Origin of the sequence: Burkholderia sp. 22PA0106 (assembly GCF_047497155.1) — a bacterium.
Taxonomy (GTDB): Bacteria; Pseudomonadota; Gammaproteobacteria; order Burkholderiales; family Burkholderiaceae; genus Burkholderia.
Map to the genome: position 1 here is coordinate 2,883,791 of NZ_CP163163.1, position 18,932 is coordinate 2,902,722.

Annotated in this window: 19 protein-coding genes and 1 tRNA gene; all 20 read right to left on the reverse strand. The window is 62.2% G+C overall.

The genetic code is table 11. The features are described from left to right. Positions 1-236: 236 nt before the first annotated feature. Positions 237-827, reverse strand: a complete 591-nt coding sequence (locus AB4850_RS27685) for an NUDIX domain-containing protein (RefSeq protein ID WP_414442632.1) — start codon at positions 825-827, stop codon at positions 237-239. Between the two features lie 36 nt (positions 828-863). Beyond that, complete coding sequence (locus AB4850_RS27690; RefSeq protein ID WP_414442633.1) at positions 864-1,163, reverse strand: DUF2818 family protein; 300 nt, start codon at positions 1,161-1,163, stop codon at positions 864-866. After that, on the reverse strand, positions 1,164-2,636 hold the full coding sequence (gene nuoN, locus AB4850_RS27695; RefSeq protein WP_414442634.1) for an NADH-quinone oxidoreductase subunit NuoN: 1,473 nt from the start codon (positions 2,634-2,636) through the stop codon (positions 1,164-1,166). A gap of 24 nt (positions 2,637-2,660) precedes the next feature. Next, the gene (locus AB4850_RS27700; protein ID WP_414442635.1) at positions 2,661-4,154 is read right to left on the reverse strand and encodes an NADH-quinone oxidoreductase subunit M; all 1,494 of its coding nucleotides are present in this window, start codon (positions 4,152-4,154) and stop codon (positions 2,661-2,663) included. Positions 4,155-4,175: 21 nt separating this feature from the next. After that, positions 4,176-6,218, reverse strand: coding sequence for an NADH-quinone oxidoreductase subunit L (gene nuoL, locus AB4850_RS27705; RefSeq protein ID WP_414442636.1), 2,043 nt, complete (start codon positions 6,216-6,218; stop codon positions 4,176-4,178). A 17-nt stretch (positions 6,219-6,235) separates the two neighbouring features. Continuing rightward, positions 6,236-6,547, reverse strand: a complete 312-nt coding sequence (nuoK, locus tag AB4850_RS27710) for an NADH-quinone oxidoreductase subunit NuoK (protein WP_206126132.1) — start codon at positions 6,545-6,547, stop codon at positions 6,236-6,238. An 18-nt stretch (positions 6,548-6,565) separates the two neighbouring features. Then, positions 6,566-7,231, reverse strand: coding sequence for an NADH-quinone oxidoreductase subunit J (locus tag AB4850_RS27715; protein ID WP_414442637.1), 666 nt, complete (start codon positions 7,229-7,231; stop codon positions 6,566-6,568). 113 nt (positions 7,232-7,344) lie between these two features. Next, the gene (nuoI, locus tag AB4850_RS27720) at positions 7,345-7,833 is read right to left on the reverse strand and encodes an NADH-quinone oxidoreductase subunit NuoI (RefSeq protein WP_414442638.1); all 489 of its coding nucleotides are present in this window, start codon (positions 7,831-7,833) and stop codon (positions 7,345-7,347) included. Between the two features lie 16 nt (positions 7,834-7,849). Further along, positions 7,850-8,914 (reverse strand): NADH-quinone oxidoreductase subunit NuoH, encoded by a 1,065-nt coding sequence (gene nuoH / locus AB4850_RS27725; RefSeq protein ID WP_414442639.1) that lies wholly within the window; start codon positions 8,912-8,914, stop codon positions 7,850-7,852. Further along, entirely contained in the window at positions 8,914-11,244 is a 2,331-nt protein-coding gene (nuoG, locus tag AB4850_RS27730; RefSeq protein WP_414442640.1) for an NADH-quinone oxidoreductase subunit NuoG, read from the reverse strand. Before nuoG ends, nuoH begins: the two co-directional genes overlap by 1 nt. An 82-nt stretch (positions 11,245-11,326) precedes the next feature. Beyond that, a complete protein-coding gene (nuoF, locus tag AB4850_RS27735) occupies positions 11,327-12,646 on the reverse strand; it encodes an NADH-quinone oxidoreductase subunit NuoF (RefSeq protein WP_414442641.1) in 1,320 nt (439 codons plus the stop codon). Then, a complete protein-coding gene (gene nuoE / locus AB4850_RS27740; RefSeq protein WP_414445627.1) occupies positions 12,643-13,128 on the reverse strand; it encodes an NADH-quinone oxidoreductase subunit NuoE in 486 nt (161 codons plus the stop codon). Before nuoE ends, nuoF begins: the two co-directional genes overlap by 4 nt. A gap of 165 nt (positions 13,129-13,293) precedes the next feature. Further along, on the reverse strand, positions 13,294-14,547 hold the full coding sequence (locus tag AB4850_RS27745) for an NADH-quinone oxidoreductase subunit D (protein WP_206126139.1): 1,254 nt from the start codon (positions 14,545-14,547) through the stop codon (positions 13,294-13,296). Positions 14,548-14,556: 9 nt separating this feature from the next. Then, the gene (locus AB4850_RS27750) at positions 14,557-15,159 is read right to left on the reverse strand and encodes an NADH-quinone oxidoreductase subunit C (RefSeq protein ID WP_414442642.1); all 603 of its coding nucleotides are present in this window, start codon (positions 15,157-15,159) and stop codon (positions 14,557-14,559) included. Positions 15,160-15,178: 19 nt separating this feature from the next. Continuing rightward, complete coding sequence (locus AB4850_RS27755) at positions 15,179-15,658, reverse strand: NuoB/complex I 20 kDa subunit family protein (RefSeq protein WP_004186402.1); 480 nt, start codon at positions 15,656-15,658, stop codon at positions 15,179-15,181. A 66-nt stretch (positions 15,659-15,724) separates the two neighbouring features. Beyond that, positions 15,725-16,084, reverse strand: coding sequence for an NADH-quinone oxidoreductase subunit A (locus AB4850_RS27760; RefSeq protein WP_414445628.1), 360 nt, complete (start codon positions 16,082-16,084; stop codon positions 15,725-15,727). 154 nt (positions 16,085-16,238) lie between these two features. Continuing rightward, positions 16,239-16,323: transfer RNA gene (locus tag AB4850_RS27765), tRNA-Leu, on the reverse strand. Positions 16,324-16,433: 110 nt separating this feature from the next. After that, complete coding sequence (gene secG, locus AB4850_RS27770; RefSeq protein WP_414442643.1) at positions 16,434-16,832, reverse strand: preprotein translocase subunit SecG; 399 nt, start codon at positions 16,830-16,832, stop codon at positions 16,434-16,436. 84 nt (positions 16,833-16,916) lie between these two features. Further along, positions 16,917-17,672: a triose-phosphate isomerase gene (gene tpiA, locus AB4850_RS27775; RefSeq protein WP_414442644.1), complete on the reverse strand. Its 756-nt coding sequence runs from the start codon at positions 17,670-17,672 to the stop codon at positions 16,917-16,919. Between the two features lie 136 nt (positions 17,673-17,808). Continuing rightward, positions 17,809-18,828 carry an NAD(P)H-quinone oxidoreductase gene (locus AB4850_RS27780; RefSeq protein ID WP_414442645.1) on the reverse strand — a complete coding sequence of 340 codons (1,020 nt, stop codon included), beginning with the start codon at positions 18,826-18,828 and terminating at the stop codon, positions 17,809-17,811. Between the last annotated feature and the right edge of the window lie 104 nt (positions 18,829-18,932).

Consider the following 18,932-nt stretch of genomic DNA (forward strand, 5'->3'; position numbering starts at 1 on the left):
GTACGCGCAATCTGGAAGGAAAGAACGATCGTGCTAAATCACGGTCGGGGCTACCGGGGAAGATCCGGCGTGGCTGGATTGTAGCCCGCGACGAAATTCGCCGCCGAGGCCGGCGCGAAAAATGGCGAGACAGGGATGGAGGCCGCGGCGGCCTATCGATGCATTTGCCGCCGGGCAAGCTGGCACGGCCATCTTCCTTGTCGCTCGGGCTCGGAAGACGGCGCGAACAGCGTGGGTCAGCCCTGCTCGGGCGTGCCGAGCGGCCAGGCGCCGGACAGCGCCTTTTCGAGCCACATCGTGCCGATGATCGTCTTCACGTCACTGATCTTGCCCGTGCGGATCCACTCGAGCAGTTCAGGCACCGTGGCCGTGAAGGTTTCGAGAAATTCGCCTTCGTCGAGCTGGCGCTCGCCGGCCGTCAGGCCCTTGGCGAGGTAGATGTCGATGAACTCGGTGGAATAGGAAATGATCGGGTGAATACGTGTCAGATAAACGTATTCGCGCGCGGAATAGCCGGTTTCCTCACGCAGCTCGCGGATCGCGCAAGCCAATGGCCCTTCTTGCGGATCGAGCTTGCCGGCAGGAAATTCGGCCATGACCTTGCCGATCGGATAGCGGAACTGGCTTTCCATCAACACGCGGCCGTCGTCGAACAGCGGGATCACCATCACCGCGCCCGGATGGCGGATGTACTCGCGCACCGCGTGCTTGCCGTCAGGCAGCCGCACGGTATCGCGTTTCACCTTCAGGAAATGGCCGTCGAGAATGGATTCACTGTCGATGCAAACTTCGATCAGTTTGTCATCGTGATTCGGTAATTCGGCCATCGTCGGCTCCAGGGTTGGACGCAACGGCCGCAACCGTCAGCGTCGTTTGACGAGATATTGGAACGTGAAGCCGGGGAACGCGAACACCACGAACAGGCTGAACGTGATGGCGTAGAACTGCCAGCCCTGTTCGAAGCGGTTGCCGGCTCGCGATTCAAGCCAGAAACCGAGCAGGCCGACCGCGAAATACAGCACGATCAACTCGGCGATTCGCAGCCAACCGTTTTTGCGCGGCGCACCGCCGGCCGGAATGAACGCGAACACCCGTTGATTCACGAACGGCAGGTTGGCGCCCGCGAGCGCCAACAGTACGATGAACCAGCCTGCTGCCGACATTTACAGGGGCAGCGTATGGCTGATGGCTTGCAGGCAGACTTCCATCAGCCGGCCCGGCACAAGACCGAGCACGACCACGGCAACGCCATTGAACAGCAGCACGGCGCGATTCGTCGCATCGCTCATGATCGGGTTCGTGTCCTGCGGCGCATCGAAGTACATCAGCTTCACGATACGCAGATAGTAGAACGCGCCGAACAACGAACTGATGACACCGAGGATCGCAAGCCAGGTCAGGCCGGCATTGATCGTCGCTTCGAGCACGGCCAGCTTGGCGTAGAAGCCCACCGTCGGCGGAATGCCGGCCAGCGAGAACATCATGACCATCATCACGAACGCGAACACCGGGCTGCGCTTGTTCAAGCCCTTGAAATCGTCAAGCGTTTCGGCCTCGAAATCGCGGCGGGCCAGCAGCATGACGATACCGAACGCGCCGAGCGTCGTGATCAGATACACGATCGAGTAGAACATCGCCGAGCTGTAGGCCGTGGCCGTGAAGGCAGGGCTGCCCTTCACGACGCCCGAGAGCAGGCCGAGCAGCACGAAGCCCATGTTCGAGATCGCCGAATACGCCAGCATGCGCTTGACGTTGCGCTGAACGATACCCGTGATGTTGCCGACGATCAGCGACAGCGCGGCAAGAATCACCAGCATCTGCTGCCAATCGGCGGCCAGCGGCAGCAGGCCCATCACGAGCAGGCGCAGGCCCCAGGCGAACGCCGCCACCTTCGGGCCGCCGCCGGTCAGCAGCGACATGGCCGTCGGCGCACCGTGGTACACGTCGGGCACCCACATATGGAACGGCACCGCGCCCAGCTTGAACGCCACGCCGGCCACGATGAAGACCACACCGAACAGCAACACGATGTCGTTGATGCGGCCCGACGCCACGGCGTTCAGCACGTCATGCAACTCGAGCGAGCCGGTCGCGCCGTACACCATCGAGATGCCGTACAGCACGAAACCCGAGGCCAGCGCGCCGAGCACGTAGTACTTCATGGCAGCTTCGCTCGACTGCTCGCCATCGCGGCGCAGCGCGATCATCGCGTAGAGCGAGAGCGACATCAGTTCCAGGCCGAGATACAGCGTGAGGAAGTTGTTGCCCGAGATCATCACGAGCTGGCCGAGCAGCGAGAACATGCCCAGCAGGAACACGTCGCCGCGGAACAGGTCGCGATCGGCCAGATAGCGGCGCGAGTAGATCATCGAGGCAGCGTAGCCGAACGACACGGCCGACTTCATCACGCTGGCGAACGAATCCACCACGATCATTCGGGAGAAAAAGTAGTACTGGTGCGGATCGAGGGCCTGGACAGCAAACCACACACCGGCGACAACGGACGAGACGACCGCGATCAGATACGTGAGACGGCGGCCGGGCTCGCCGGAGATGGTGTCGTTCAGCCACGCCACGATGATGGCGAACATCACGAGCGCGTCGGGCAACAGGACATTCATAGGTGCGTTTTGCATGGTCTTGGGTTCCTCCGCCCACACTTACTGCTGGGCCAGCGGCAGCTTGGATTGCGCAACGTGAGAGAGGAGATTTTCTACGGAAACGTGCATCACGTCGGTGAAGGGCTTCGGATACAGACCCATCAACAGCGTGAACGCGGCCAGCACGGCGAGCATCGAGAATTCACGCGCGCCGATATCCTTCAGCGTCGTTACCTTCTCGTTGACCACCTTGCCGAAATAGACGCGTTTATACATCCACAGCGTGTAGCCCGCGCCGAGAATCAGCGTGAAGCCCGCGCCGAACGCGATCCAGAAATTGAACTTCACCGAAGCGAGTATCACCATGAACTCGCCGACGAAGCCCGAGGTACCCGGCAGCCCGCAATTCGCCATGGCGAACAGCAGCGCGAAGGTCGCGAACTTGGGCATGACGTTCACGACACCGCCGTAATCCGCGATATTGCGCGTATGCAGGCGATCGTACAACACGCCGATGCAAAGGAACATCGCGCCGGACACGAAACCGTGCGAGATCATCTGCACGATCGCGCCCTCGATGCCGAGCTGGCTGAAGATGAAGAAACCGAGCGTGACGAAGCCCATGTGCGCAATCGACGAATACGCGACGAGCTTCTTCATGTCGGTCTGCACCATCGCGACCAGCCCGATATAGATCACCGCGACGAGCGACAGCGCGATCACGACCGGAGCCAGATAGTGCGCCGCGTCGGGCGTGACCGGCAACGAAAAACGCAGGAAGCCGTAGGCGCCGAGCTTCAGCATGATCGCCGCCAGCACCACCGAACCGCCCGTGGGCGCCTCGACGTGCGCATCGGGCAGCCAGGTGTGAACGGGCCACATCGGCACCTTCACGGCGAACGCCAGGAAGAACGCGGCGAACAATAACAACTGCGGCGTCATCGCAAGCTTCGCGCTTTGCCAGGCCGCGAGATCGAAGGTATGCGTCTCGCGGTACAGGTAGATCAGCGCAACCAGCATCAGCAGAGAACCGGCCAGCGTATACAGGAAGAACTTGAAGGCCGCATAGACGCGGTTCGGGCCGCCCCAGACGCCGATGATGATGTACATCGGAATCAGCGTGGCCTCGAAGAACACGTAGAACAGCAGGCCGTCAGCCGCCGTGAACACGCCGATCATGATGCCGGACAGCATCAGGAACGAGGCGAGATACTGCGAGACGTTCTCGGTGATGACTTCCCAACCGGCGACGACGACGATGACGGTAATCAGCGCCGTCAGTACGACGAACCACATCGAAATGCCGTCGACGCCGAGGTGATAAGAAACATTGAAACGTTCTATCCAGACCGCGTTCTCCTCGAACTGGAGTGCAGCGGTACTGGGATCGAAACCGGTGACGAGCGGAATCGTGACAGCAAACCCGAGCAGCGAACCGATCAGCGCGACCCAACGGGCCACGCCAGGCTTCCGGTCCGTGCCCACGGCCAGAATAAGCAGGCCAAACACGATCGGAAGCCAAATGGCGGTACTGAGAATCGGAAATGCGGGCATGAGTGGGTTCCTCTCCTTTTCTTATTTGCCGCCGAGCGTAACAAACAGGGTAAGGAGACCCAACATGCCGATGATCATCGCAAACGCGTAGTGATAGATGTAGCCGGACTGCAGGAAGCGAATGACGCCCGCGAACCAATTCACGAAGCGCGCGCTCCCGTTGACGACTCCATCGATCACAACGACATCGCCCTCTTTCCACAAGCCCCGACCAACCGCGACCGAGCCCCGGGCGAACACGATCTCGTTGATCTTGTCCATGTAGTATTTGTTATCAAGCAGCGTATAGATCGGACCGGCCGCACGGCGGATCGCCGCAGAAAGGTCCGGGCGCTTCACATACAGGAACCAGGCAACGACGACGCCGGCCAGTGCGAGCCAAACCGGCAGGCCCGACACCGAATGCAGGCTCATTGCGGCCCAGCCCTGGAATTCACCGGCCATCTCGGCAAGCGCCGGGTGGTTTTGACCGATGTAAATCACCTTGTCATACGCAACGCCGTGCTGGAAGAAATCGCCGAACAGCATCGGGCCGACAGCGAATGCACCGATCACGACCGACGGAATGGCGAGCAGCACCAGCGGCACCCAAACGACCCACGAGCTTTCGCGCGGTTCGTGCGCATGATCGTCGTGACCGTGCGCGTCATGCCCATGCGCGGCGGCCTGGCCCATTGGCGAATCGGGATGCTTCGGCTTGCGGAAGCGCTCTTCGCCGTGGAACACGAGGAAATACATGCGGAACGAATACAGCGCGGTCACGAACACGCTGGCGATCACGGCGAAGTAGGCAAAGCCCGAACCCGGCAGGTTGGAGAGCTTCACCGCGTCGATGATCGAATCCTTCGAATAGAAACCCGAGAAGAACGGCGTGCCGATCAGCGCGAGCGAACCCACCAGCGAAGTGATCCAGGTGATCGGCATGTACTTGCGCAGGCCGCCCATGTTGCGGATGTCCTGATCGTGATGCATGCCGAGGATGACCGAGCCGGCTGCAAGGAACAGCAGCGCCTTGAAGAACGCGTGCGTCATCAGGTGGAACACTGCGACCGGATAGGCCGACACGCCGAGCGCGACGGTCATGTAGCCGAGCTGCGAGAGCGTCGAATAGGCCACGACACGCTTGATGTCGTTCTGGATCACGCCGAGGAAACCCATGAACAGCGCAGTGATCGCGCCGATCACCGTGATGAACGACAGCGCCGCATCGGACAGTTCGAACAGCGGCGACATGCGCGTGACCATGAACACGCCGGCCGTCACCATGGTGGCCGCGTGGATCAGCGCGGAGATCGGCGTCGGACCTTCCATCGAATCCGGCAGCCAGACGTGCAGCGGGAACTGCGCCGACTTGCCCATCGCGCCGATGAACAGGCAGATACAGGCCACCGTCAGCAAGCCCCAATCGGTGCCCGGGAAATGCATCGCCGCGAGCGCGTTGCTCTTCGCGAACACTTCGCCGTAGTTCATCGAACCGCCATACGCGAGCAGCAGGCCGATGCCGAGCAGGAACCCGAAGTCGCCCACGCGATTGACGATGAACGCCTTCATGTTGGCGTAGATCGCGCTTTCACGCGTGAAGTAGAACCCGATCAGCAGGTAGGACACGAGGCCGACCGCTTCCCAGCCGAAGAACAGCTGCAGGAAGTTGTTGCTCATCACGAGCATCAGCATCGAGAACGTGAATAACGAGATATACGAGAAGAAGCGCTGGTAGCCGTCTTCTTCCTGCATGTAGCCAATCGTGTAGATGTGCACCATCAGCGACACGAAGGTCACGACGATCATCATCATCGCGGTCAGCGAATCGACGAGGAAGCCGACTTCGAGCTTGAGCGGGCCGACCCGCATCCATTCGTAGACGGTGGAGTTGAAGCTCGCACCGCCGAGCACCTGCTGGAACACCAGGGCCGAGAGGATGAACGAGATCAGGACGCCGAGGATCGCCACGCGATGCGCGCCCTTGCGTCCGACGATATTGCCGAACAGGCCGGCGATGATCGAGCCGGCAAGCGGCGCCAGCGGAATCGCCAGCAGCGTGGTTTCATTGAGTGTGGTCGACATAGCAGACTCGCCTGGAATTAGCCCTTGAGCTGGTCGAGATCCTCGACATTGATGGTGTCGAGTTTGCGGAACAGCGTCACTAGAATCGCGAGGCCGATTGCCGCTTCCGCTGCTGCAACCGTAAGCACGAAGAACACGAAGATCTGTCCGTGCACGTCACCCAGATAATGCGAGAACGCGACGAAGTTCGTATTGACGGCGAGCAGCATCAGTTCGATCGCCATCAGGATCACGATGATGTTGCGGCGATTCAGGAAGATGCCGACGATGCTCATCGCGAACAGGATCGCGCCGAGCACCAGGTAATGGGCAAGAGTCAGGTTCAACATGATTCGGTTCTCCTCCGCTCAGCTCTTGGGCGCCGCGGCGGAATCGGCGTCGGCGGTTGCCGGTTCCGGCGGCGGCGGCGGAACTTCGGCCGCCATCTTCACGATGCGCACGCGATCCTCGCGGCGCACGCGCACTTGATCGGACACGCGCTGGCGCTTGCGTTCCTTGCCGCGGCTGGCCGTCAGCGACACCGCGGCGATGATCGCCACCAGCAGCACGAGGCCGGCGATTTCGAACGCGAAGATGTAATCGGTGTAGATCACCTTGCCGATCAGGCGCGTGTTCGACATGTTGGCGAGCGCACCCGAGGCGACGTCGCGCACCGGCTGCGACGTCGCGCCGTAACCGCGCCAGAGAATCAGCGCCGTCTCGACGACGATGATCGCCCCCACCACCGAAGCCATCGGCACGAAGCGGCGGAAGTCGCGGCGCAGCACGTCGGTGTTGATGTCGAGCATCATCACCACGAACAGGAACAGCACCATCACCGCGCCGACATAGACGAGCACCAGCAGGATCGCGAGGAATTCGGCCTCGAGCAACATCCAGATCGCTGCCGCGTTGAAGAACGCGAGAACGAGGAAGAGCGCGGAAGCCACCGGATTGCGCGCAGTGATCACCTTCAGCCCCGAGATCACCAGCAGCAGCGAGAAGATGTAGAAAAGTACGGTCGTGAAGTCCATGGTTACCGGTTCATCGTTTAGGCCTTGGTCAGGCACGGTTCTCGGGCACAGCGACGTGCCGCGCACCGTTGCCGCGGCGCTCGGGCCGGCCCACACGGGCCGGCCATCCTTCATCATCGATACGGCGCGTCGGCGGCCTTCGCGGCCGCGATGTCCTTTTCGTAGCGATCGCCGACCGCGAGCAGCATTTCTTTCGTGAAATACAGGTCGCCGCGCTTCTCGCCGTGATATTCGAGGATCTGCGTTTCGACGATCGAATCGACCGGGCAGCTTTCCTCGCAAAAACCGCAGAAAATGCACTTGGTCAGGTCGATGTCGTAGCGCGTGGTACGGCGCGTGTTGTCGGCGCGCACCTGCGACTCGATCGTGATCGCCATTGCCGGGCACACCGCCTCGCACAGCTTGCAGGCGATGCAGCGCTCTTCGCCGTTTTCATAACGGCGCAGCGCATGCAGCCCGCGAAAACGCGGCGAGATCGGGGTTTTTTCTTCCGGGAACTGCACCGTTATCTTGCGCTTGAAGGTGTAGCGGCCCGTCATCGCGAGCCCTTTCAGCAACTCGGTCAGGAAGAAGGTTTTAAAAAAATGTTGGATTGCCGTCATGATGGGATCCGCCCTCTCAATTCCAGATATTCAGCGGCGACATCATCCAGAAGCCGACCACGATCACCCAGATCACGCAGATCGGCAGGAAGATCTTCCAGCCCAGGCGCATGATCTGGTCGTAACGGAAACGCGGGAACGTCGCGCGAACCCAGATGAAGACCGACAGCAGCATGAAGATCTTCAGCACGAGCCACACCACGCCCGGGATGAAGTGCAGGAAGCTGAACGGTGCGTCCCAGCCACCAAGGAACAGCGTGGCAGCAAGCGCCGAGATCACGATCATGTTGATGTACTCGGCGAGGAAGAACAGCGCGAAGCCCATCCCCGAGTAGTCCACCATGTGACCCGCCACGATTTCCGATTCGCCTTCCACCACGTCGAACGGATGGCGGTTCGTTTCCGCGATGCCCGAGATGAAGTAGATGACGAACACCGGCAGCAGCGGCAGCCAGTTCCAGGACATGAAATTGATGCCGTGGTGCGCGAAATAGCCTTGCTGTTGCGAAATCACGATATCCGAGAAATTCAGGCTGCCGGCCGTCATCAGCACCAGCACGAGCGCGAAGCCCATCGAGATTTCATAGGACACCATCTGCGCTGCCGCGCGCATCGCACCGAGGAACGCATACTTCGAGTTCGACGCCCAACCAGCCAGAATCACCGCGTAGACACCAACCGACGAGATTGCCATCGCATACAGCAGCCCGGCGTTGATGTTGGCCAGCACGGCGCCAGCCTGGAACGGAATCACCGCCCACACCGCGAACGCCGGCACCACCGTCATGATCGGCGCGATCACGTAGAGCCAACGGCTGGCCGCCGACGGCTGAATCACTTCCTTGAGCAGCAGCTTCAGCACGTCGGCGATCGGCTGCAACAGCCCGCCCGGGCCGACACGGTTCGGGCCGAGACGCACGTGCATCCAGCCGATCAGCTTGCGCTCCCAGAGAATCAGGTACGCGACGCTCAGCAGGATCACCACACAGACGACGAGGATCCGCACGAGCGCCCATACGGTCGGCCATGCCGCGCCGAGCAGCTCGGTACCGCCCGAATTGATCGTATCGAACAAGCTCATTACGCCTTCTCCACCACGAGTTCACCGGACTGGCCGCCGAGCACTGCACCGGCGGAGGTGGCCGCCGACACGCGCACCACCGTTGCGGCCAGGTTCGCGTCGAGCACGGCAGGAAGTTCGACCGAGCGGCCTCCCTGGCTGATGCGCACCGCGTCACCGTTCTGAAGGCCGAGGCGCTCGAACAGCGCGGCCGGCAACCCGGCCGAATGCGCGGCTTTCGCCGCGACCGTCAGATGCAGCGCGCCGGCACGGCGCGTCAGCGGATCGGCGTGATAGATCGGCACGTCGGCCAGGCGTTCGAGCGCACCGCTTGCCGCTTGCGCGGCCGCGCGGGCCGGTGCCACGCCGGTGGCGTTCGACAGACGCGACGACAGATCGCCTTCGCCGAGCGCGGCGAGCCGCACTTCGTCGGACGTCTCGTATTCGAAGTTCGGCAGGCCGAGCAGGCTGCCGAGCACGCGCAGCACCTTCCAGCCCGGGCGCGTGTCGCCCAGCGGACGCACCACACCGTTGAACGACTGCGCGCGACCTTCGGCATTGACGAAGGTGCCCGCCGTTTCGGTGAACGGCGCGATCGGCAGCAGCACGTCGGCGTAATCGGCGCCGAACTTGAACGGCGACATCACGACGACCATTTCCGCCTGGTCGAGCGCCGCACGCGCGGCAACCGGATCGGCCGTATCGAATTCAGGCTCGACGTTGAGCAGCACGTAGCCCTTGCGCGGCTGGGCGAACACCTCGCGCGCATTCAAGCCGCCCTCGCCCGGCAGCACGCCGACGAGGTGGGCGCCCACCGTGTTGGCCGCTTCGGTCAGGAAACCGAGCGTGGCGCCGCTGTGTTCGGCAATCCACTGCGCAACCGCATGGATCTGGGCGAATTGCGGATGACGCACCACGGCGTTGCCGAGCAGCACGATGCGGCGTTCGCCGAATGCGAGCGACTTGGCAACCGCCTGCGCTTCGGCCGAGGCTTCGACGCCGGCCAGCGATTCGGGCAGTGCCGCGCCGCTTGCCTGCGCGACGGCGGCGGCGATGCCGGCCAGCGTATCGAGCCATGCCGACGGCGCGGCGACGATGCGCTTCGACGTCGGAATCAGCGCGTCATCACTGGTGGCGTGCAACATGTGAACCTGCGTGCCGGTTTTCGCGGCCTGACGCAGACGCGCGGCGAACAGCGGGTGATCGCGGCGCAGCGTCGAACCGACCACGAACGCCGAATCGATATTCGACAGATCGGCGATCGGCATGCCGAGCCATGGCGTACCCGAAACCGGCGCCGAGAAATCGGTCTGACGCAGACGAAAATCGACGTTCGGCACCTTGAGCTCGCGAGCAAGCTGCGCGACGAGGAACAGTTCCTCGACCGTGCTGTGCGGGCTGGCGAGCGCGGCCAACGCATTCGCGCCGTGATCGGCGGCGATGCCCTTCAAGCCCTTCGCGACATATTCGAGCGCGGTCTGCCAGTCGGTTTCGACCCATTGACCGCCCTGCTTCAGCATCGGCTTGGTCAGGCGCTCTTCGCTGTTGAGGCCTTCGTACGAGAAGCGATCCTTGTCCGAGATCCAGCACTCGTTGACGGCTTCGTTCTCGAGCGGCAGCACGCGCATCACGCGGTTGTTCTTGACCTGCACGACCAGGTTCGCGCCGACGGAATCGTGCGGGCTCACCGACTTGCGGCGCGACAATTCCCAGGTACGGGCGCTGAAACGGAACGGCTTGCTCGTCAGTGCGCCGACCGGGCACAGATCGATCATATTGCCGGACAGTTCGGAATCGACGGTCTTGCCGACGAACGTCGTGATTTCCGAGTGCTCGCCGCGGCCGAGCATGCCGAACTCCATCACACCGGCGACTTCCTCGCCGAAACGCACGCAACGCGTGCAGTGGATGCAGCGCGACATCTCTTCCATCGAGATCAGCGGGCCGACGTTCTTGTGGAACACGACGCGCTTTTCCTCACGGTAGCGCGACGCCGACTTGCCGTAGCCGACCGCCAGATCCTGCAACTGACATTCGCCGCCCTGATCGCAGATCGGGCAATCGAGCGGATGGTTGATCAGCAGGAATTCCATCACGGCCTGCTGCGCCTTGACGGCCTTGTCCGAGTGCGTGCGCACGATCATCCCGGCCGATACCGGGGTGGCGCAGGCCGGCACGGCCTTCGGCATCTTCTCGACATCCACGAGACACATGCGGCAGTTGGCCGCAACAGACAGCTTTTTGTGGTAGCAGAAGTGAGGAATATACTTATCGGCCTTATGCGCAGCCTGGATCACCATGCTGCCTTCGGGCACCTCGACCTTCTTCCCGTCTATCTCAAGTTCAACCATGATGATGTATGGTCCTTAACCTTTAGCGCTCGGTCGCGCTCTCGCCCATCGGGGCGCTGATGTTTCGCAATCGGGTTTCGCTTCAGGCCGCCACGGCGGACGGCGCATGCGAATGACTGCCGACCATGCAATGCTTGTGCTCGACGTGATACGCGAATTCGTCCCAGTAGTGCTTCAGCATGCCGCGCACCGGCATGGCCGCAGCGTCGCCCAGCGCACAGATGGTCCGGCCCATGATGTTTTCGGCCACCGAGTTCAGCAGTTCGAGATCTTCCTTGCGGCCTTCGCCGTTCTCGATCCGCTTCACGACCCGATACAACCAGCCGGTGCCTTCACGGCACGGCGTGCACTGGCCACATGATTCTTCATGGTAGAAATACGACAGACGCAACAGCGCGCGCACCATGCAGCGGGTTTCGTCCATCACGATCACCGCGCCGGAGCCGAGCATCGAGCCGGCCTTCGCGATCGAGTCGTAATCCATGTCCGTTTGCATCATCTGCTCGCCCGGAATGACCGGCGCCGACGAACCGCCCGGAATCACGGCCTTCAGCTTGCGGCCACCGCGCATCCCGCCGGCCAGTTCGAGCAACGCCGAGAACGGCGTGCCGAGCGGCACCTCGTAGTTGCCCGGACGCTCGACGTCGCCCGACACCGAGAAGATCTTGGTGCCGCCGTTGTTCGGCTTGCCGATCTCGAGGTAGGTCTGCGGGCCGACCGTCAGCAGGAACGGCACGGCCGCGAAGGTTTCCGCGTTGTTGATGGTGGTGGGTTTGCCATACACGCCGAAGCTCGCCGGGAACGGCGGCTTGAAGCGCGGCTGGCCTTTCTTGCCTTCGAGCGATTCGAGCAGCGCCGTTTCCTCGCCGCAAACATACGCGCCATAGCCATGGTGTGCGTGCAGCTGGAACGAGAAATTCGAACCGAGAATGTTGTCGCCAAGCAGGCCGGCGGCACGCGCTTCTTCGAGCGCTGCCTCGAAACGGCGGTAGACCTCGAAGATCTCGCCGTGAATATAGTTGTAGCCGACCGTAATGCCCATCGCGTAGGCGCCGATGGCCATGCCCTCGATCACCGAGTGCGGATTCCAGCGCAGGATGTCGCGATCCTTGAACGTGCCCGGCTCGCCTTCGTCCGAGTTGCAGACGAGGTACTTCTGGCCCGGGAACTGACGCGGCATGAAGCTCCACTTCAGGCCGGTTGGGAAACCCGCGCCGCCGCGGCCACGCAGGCCCGACGCCTTGACGTCGGCAATCACCTGCTCGGGCGGAATTTTTTCTTCGACGATGCGGCGCAGCTGGGCATAGCCGCCGCGCGCGACGTAATCTTCGAGACCCCAGTTCTCGCCGTTCAGGTTGGCGAGGATCAGCGGTTTGATGTGACGATCGTGGAGAGACGTCATTTCGAGAGCTCCTCAAGCAGCTGGTCGATCTTGTCGCGGCTCATGAAGCTGCACATCTTGTGATTATTGAGCAGCAGGACGGGCGCATCGCCGCACGCGCCGAAACATTCGCCTTCCTTCAATGAAAACTTGCCGTCGGGCGTGGTTTCACCGAACTCGATACCGAGCTTCTGCTTCAAATATTCGGCCGTGGCCTCGGCGCCGCCATGCGGACCGAGCTGACACGGGAGATTCGTACAGAGCGTGAGCTTGTGCTTCCCAACCGGCTTGAGCTCGTACATCGTGTAGAACGTCGCGACCTCCTGCACGGCGACGGCCGGCATGCCGAGATAGTCCGCGACGAACTGCATCAGTTCGGGCGCGAGCCAGCCATGCTCTTCCTGAGCAACGGCCAGCGCCGACATTACGGCGGACTGTTTCTGATCGGCGGGATACTTCGCGATCACGCGATCGATTTCTTTCAGGCCTTCAGCTGAGATCATTTTCAGACACGACTCTTTCAATTCCTACCGAACGAACAACCTGCCGCGGGAACGAGACGGCAGACCTGGCGCTCACTGTTGACTGCCTGCGAACGCGCACCGGGACGGAGCGCACGTTGCAAGGCCTTGCTGCTTGCCACCCACGCAACGCGGGCGGCATGACGATCAACGGTCGATTTCGCCGAACACGATGTCCTGCGTACCGATGATCGTGACCGCATCGGCAATCATGTGGCCGCGCGCCATTTCGTTGAGCGCGGAGAGATGAGCGTAACCGGGGGCGCGAATCTTCAGCCGGTACGGCTTGTTCGCGCCGTCGGACACGAGATAGATACCGAACTCACCCTTCGGATGTTCGACCGCTGCGTAGGCTTCGCCTTCCGGCACGTGGAAGCCCTCGGTGAACAGCTTGAAGTGGTGAATCAGGTCTTCCATGTTCGACTTCATGTCGACACGTTTGGGCGGCGTAACCTTGTGATTGTCGGTCATCACCGGCCCCGGATTCTTCCGCAGCCACTCAATACACTGTTTCGCGATGCGGCAAGACTGGCGCATTTCTTCGACACGCACAAGATAGCGGTCGTAGCAGTCGCCGTTCACGCCCACCGGGATATCGAAATCGAGCTTGTCGTACACCTCGTACGGCTGCTTCTTGCGCAGATCCCACTCGATGCCCGAACCGCGCAGCATCGCACCCGTCAGGCCGAGCTGCAGTGCGCGCTCCGGGCTGACGACGCCGATCCCGACCAGACGCTGTTTCCAGATCCGGTTGTCGGTCAGCAGCGTTTCGTACTCGTCGATGCACTTCGGGAAACGCGTGAAGAAATCGTCGATGAAGTCGAGCACCGAGCCCTGGCGCGCTTCGTTCATCTTCGACAACGCTTTCTCGTTGCGGATTTTCGATGCCTTGTATTGCGGCATTGCGTCCGGCAGATCCCGATAGACGCCGCCCGGCCGATAGTAGGCAGCGTGCATGCGCGCGCCCGACACGGCTTCGTAGACGTCCATCAGATCCTCGCGCTCGCGGAACGCGTAGAGGAACACCGCCATCGCGCCGACGTCGAGCCCGTGCGAGCCGATCCACATCAGGTGGTTCAGCACGCGCGTGATTTCGTCGAACAGCACGCGGATATACTGCGCGCGCTCGGGCACATCGATGCCGAGCAGCTTTTCGATCGCCAGCACGTAACCGTGCTCGTTGACCATCATCGACACGTAATCGAGACGATCCATGTACGGCACGGACTGGATGAAGGTCTTGTTTTCGGCGAGCTTTTCAGTGCCGCGATGGAGCAGGCCGATGTGCGGATCGGCGCGCTGGATCACTTCGCCGTCGAGTTCGAGCACGAGGCGCAGCACACCGTGCGCTGCCGGGTGCTGCGGACCGAAGTTGAGCGTGTAGTTCTTGATGTCAGCCATACCGCCCTCTTAATGTTTCAGGCCGCCGTAGCGATCTTCGCGGATCACACGCGGCGTGATTTCCCGCGGCTCGATCGTCACCGGCTGGTAGACGACACGCTTCTCTTCCGGGTCGTAACGCATTTCGACGTAGCCCGACAGCGGGAAGTCCTTGCGGAACGGATGGCCGATGAAGCCGTAGTCGGTCAGGATGCGGCGCAGGTCGGGGTGGCCTTCGAAGACGATACCGAACAGATCGAACGCTTCGCGCTCGTACCAGTTCGCCGAATTCCAGATGTCGACCACCGACGGCACGATCGGCAGATCGTCGTCGGGCGCGAACACGCGCAAGCGCAGGCGCCAGTTGTTCGTGATGGAGAGCAGTTGCAGGACCGCGGCGAAACGCGGGCCGTCGTAGGCACCGTCGCCGTAGGTTTGATAGTCGATACCGCAGAGGTCGACCAGTTGCTCGAAGCCGAGCTTCCGGTCGTCGCGCAGCAGCGTAGCGACTTCGAGATAGTCGCGCGCACGCACGACCAGCGTCAGTTCACCAATGGCCTCGGTCAGGCTGACCACGCGCTCACCGAGCGCGGTCTCGAGGTTGGCTTTGAGGATCTCGATTTTGCTTGCCATATTGTGGGTGCTCGGGGCTTTATTGACGGGCGATGGTGCTGGTCCGGCGGATCTTGGCTTGTAGCTGGATCACGCCATAGACGAGCGCCTCGGCTGTCGGCGGACACCCTGGCACGTAGACGTCGACGGGCACGATACGATCGCAACCACGCACGACGGAATAGGAATAGTGATAGTAGCCGCCGCCGTTGGCGCACGACCCCATCGAAATCACCCAACGCGGCTCGGCCATCTGATCGTAGACGCGACGCAGCGCCGGCGCCATTTTGTTGCACAGCGTGCCGGCGACGATCATCACGTCGGACTGGCGCGGGCTCGGGCGAAACACGACGCCGAAACGATCGAGATCGTAGCGGGCCGCGCCCGCATGCATCATCTCGACCGCGCAGCACGCCAGACCGAACGTCATTGGCCACAGGGACCCAGTGCGCGTCCAGTTGATCAGTTTGTCGGCCGTGGTGGTGACAAACCCTTCCTTCAAGACCCCTTCGATACTCATTGCTTTCCACTCCTGACAGGCGGCGGAGAGTGGCCGCCTCACGCAAACCGGTGATTGACCCGCCCTTTATTCCCAGTCGAGGCCGCCCTTTCTCCAGATGTAGGCGAAACCCAGCAGGAACTCGAGCAGGAAGATCATCATGGCCATGAAACCGGGCCAGCCGATGTCGCGAAGGGCGACACCCCAAGGAAACAGGAAAGCGGTTTCGAGATCGAAAATGATGAACAGGATAGCGACGAGGTAATAGCGCACGTCGAACTTCATGCGCGCATCCTCGAATGCCTCGAAACCGCACTCGTACGGTGAGTTCTTTTCGCTGTTGGGCTTGTTGGGACCGAGGACCTTGCCGATGCCAATCAGTGCCACGCCCAACCCAAGGCCTACGAGAAGGAACAGCAAGACGGGGTAATAGGCAGCGAGGTTCAAGGCCATCCTCTATCGGTTAGTTCTGATCGGAGCGAAGCATATCACCTTCCGAGCAAAGGGTCATTTCGGACCGCACGCTATTGCGAGGCAACGCAAAATGGGATCCTGAAATGAAAAATGCCAGCCGCTGAAGCAGGCTGGCATTACAAAACTTTGGTGCCGACGGCGAGACTCGAACTCGCACAGCTTTCGCCACTACCCCCTCAAGATAGCGTGTCTACCAATTTCACCACGTCGGCACTGCGGCGATTGCCTGGGAAATTCGCTTCCAGTCAATCGCGACAAGAATTAAATTATAGCCCGACTTTTTTGGGCCGATCAACCACTATTTTCTCTTTTTCGGCCTTTTTTACTTCGGAACGTCCTGGCTGGACGTGGATGCAGCAGCCGGTGCCGATGCGCCGGACGTAGCGGCCGGAATCGATGCGCCGGAGGCCGTTGCGGGCTGGGAAGCCGCGGCCACCGAGGGCGCAGCCTGCCCGCCGAGCAGACCGATCGACGGCGACGACTTGTACGAGCCGAGATAAGTCAGCGCGAGCGTCGAAATGAAAAACACAGTTGCCAGGATTGCCGTAGTGCGCGACAAGAAATTCGCCGAACCGGTCGCGCCGAACAAGCTGCCCGACGCACCGCTGCCGAATGCGGCACCCATATCGGCACCCTTGCCATGCTGAAGCAGTACCAGACCAATCACGCCAAGCGCGGACAGGACCTGCACCACGATAATCAAGACTTTCAGAAAAGACATCTCATTCACCCGAATTGTGGGATTGCTGCGCACACTCCGTACGCGACCCCGGATTCACAAACATTGGGCGGTTTGCCGCGTCGCTTATTGCGCCGCGCGGCAAATCGCCAGGAAATCATTGCTTTTCAGCGACGCGCCGCCGATCAGGCCACCGTCGATATCCGGCTGGCCGAACAGCTCGGCCGCATTCTCCGGCTTCACGCTGCCACCGTAAAGCACCGACACGTGACCCACGCCCTTCGCCACCAGCCGCGAGCGCAGGAACGCGTGTACCTGCTGCGCCTGATCCGACGTGGCGCTCTTGCCCGTGCCGATCGCCCAGACGGGCTCGTAGGCCACCACGATGCGCGCGGCTTCGTCGGCCGACAGCAACGCCAGCACCGCGTCGAGCTGCGCGCCGACCACTTGCTCGGTCGCTTCCGATTCGCGCTCGGCCAGCGTTTCGCCGACGCAGACGATCGGCGTCAGGCCGGCCGTCAGCGCACGCTGCGCCTTCACGGCAACCAGATCGCTCGATTCGCCGTGGTACGTCCGGCGCTCCGAATGCCCGACCAGCGCGTACTTCGCACCGAATTCGGCGATCATGGCTGCCGCCACTTCGCCCGTGTAGGCACCCTGCTCATGCGCCGACACGTCCTGCGAGCCCACGGCTACGCGGCCGCCCGCCAGCAATTCGCCTGCCTGCGCCAGATACGGAAACGGCACGCAAACACCGATCTCGACGCCGGCCGGCACATCCTTGGCACCCGCGAGCACGTCGTTCAGCAGCGCGCGATTGCCATCGAGACGGCCGTGCATTTTCCAGTTACCGACTACCCGCTTCACTCGTTCTGTGGACATCGTTTCTCGTATCTCGAACTGAATCTTCGTCGTAACGCCCGCCGATCCGGCGAGCTCGCAAAAATGGCGCAACCGGTCGGACGAAGCAAACCGGCGATTTTACTTCGACGAGCAAGAACCGGTCAAACCGGAAATGTCAAGCGCTGGCACCCCAATCGAGCACGATCTTGCCGATGTGCTCGCTGCTTTCCATCAACGCATGCGCCTGCGCGGCCTCCACGGCCGGCAGCACGCGATAGACCACGGGCTTCACCGTGCCGCTTTCGATCAGCGGCCACACGGTTTCCTTCAACTGCGCCGCAATCTTCGCCTTGAACTCGACGGCGCGCGGGCGCAGCGTCGAGCCGGTGATCGTCAGGCGTCGGCGCAGGACCTCGCCCAGGCTGACTTCGGCCTTCGCGCCGCCAAGCAGCGCGATCACCACCAGCCGACCACCGTCGGCCAGCGCGCTCAGCTCACGTGGCACGTAAGACCCCGCCACCATGTCGAGGATCACGTCCGCGCCACGGTCGTTGGTCAGCGATTTGACGACGTCGACGAAATCTTCCGTCTTGTAGTTGATGGCGCGTTCGGCGCCGAGCGCCTCGCAAGCCTGGCACTTCTCGTCGGTGCCGGCCGTCGCGAATACCCGATAGCCGAGCGCATGCGCAATCTGGATCGCCGTCACGCCAATCCCGCTCGAGCCGCCCTGCACCAGCAGGGTTTCCTGCTCACCACCCTCGCCGCGGCCGAGCAGCCCGCGATCGAACACGTTGCTCCAGACCGTGAAGAAGGTTTCGGGCAAGGACGCGGCTTCGATGTCGGTCAGACCGGCCGGCACGGGCAAGCACTGCGCCAGCGGCGCCGCGACGTACTCGGCATAACCGCCGCCCGCCAGCAACGCGCAAACGCGATCGCCGAGCTTGAGCCCGAACGGGTTCGCCGCGCCCTCGCCGAACTCCCCACCGACGATCTCGCCCGCCACCTCCAGGCCCGGCAGATCGGACGCACCGGGCGGCGGCGCATAGGCGCCCTTGCGCTGCAGGACATCCGGCCGGTTGATGCCGGATGCCGCCACCTTGATCAGCACCTCGCCGCGTTTCGGGTCGGGCCGGGGCCGCTCGACGAGCTTGAGCACGTCGGGCGCGCCGAATTCGGTGATTTCGATCGCCTTCATTTGGGTCGCTCCAAGATAGGGACGGGCCTGCGCCGATTCACGACGCAGGCCCGTCCATCCTGCAGGAAAAACGGCCGGCCCGCTGATGCGGGCGGCCGCTTTCG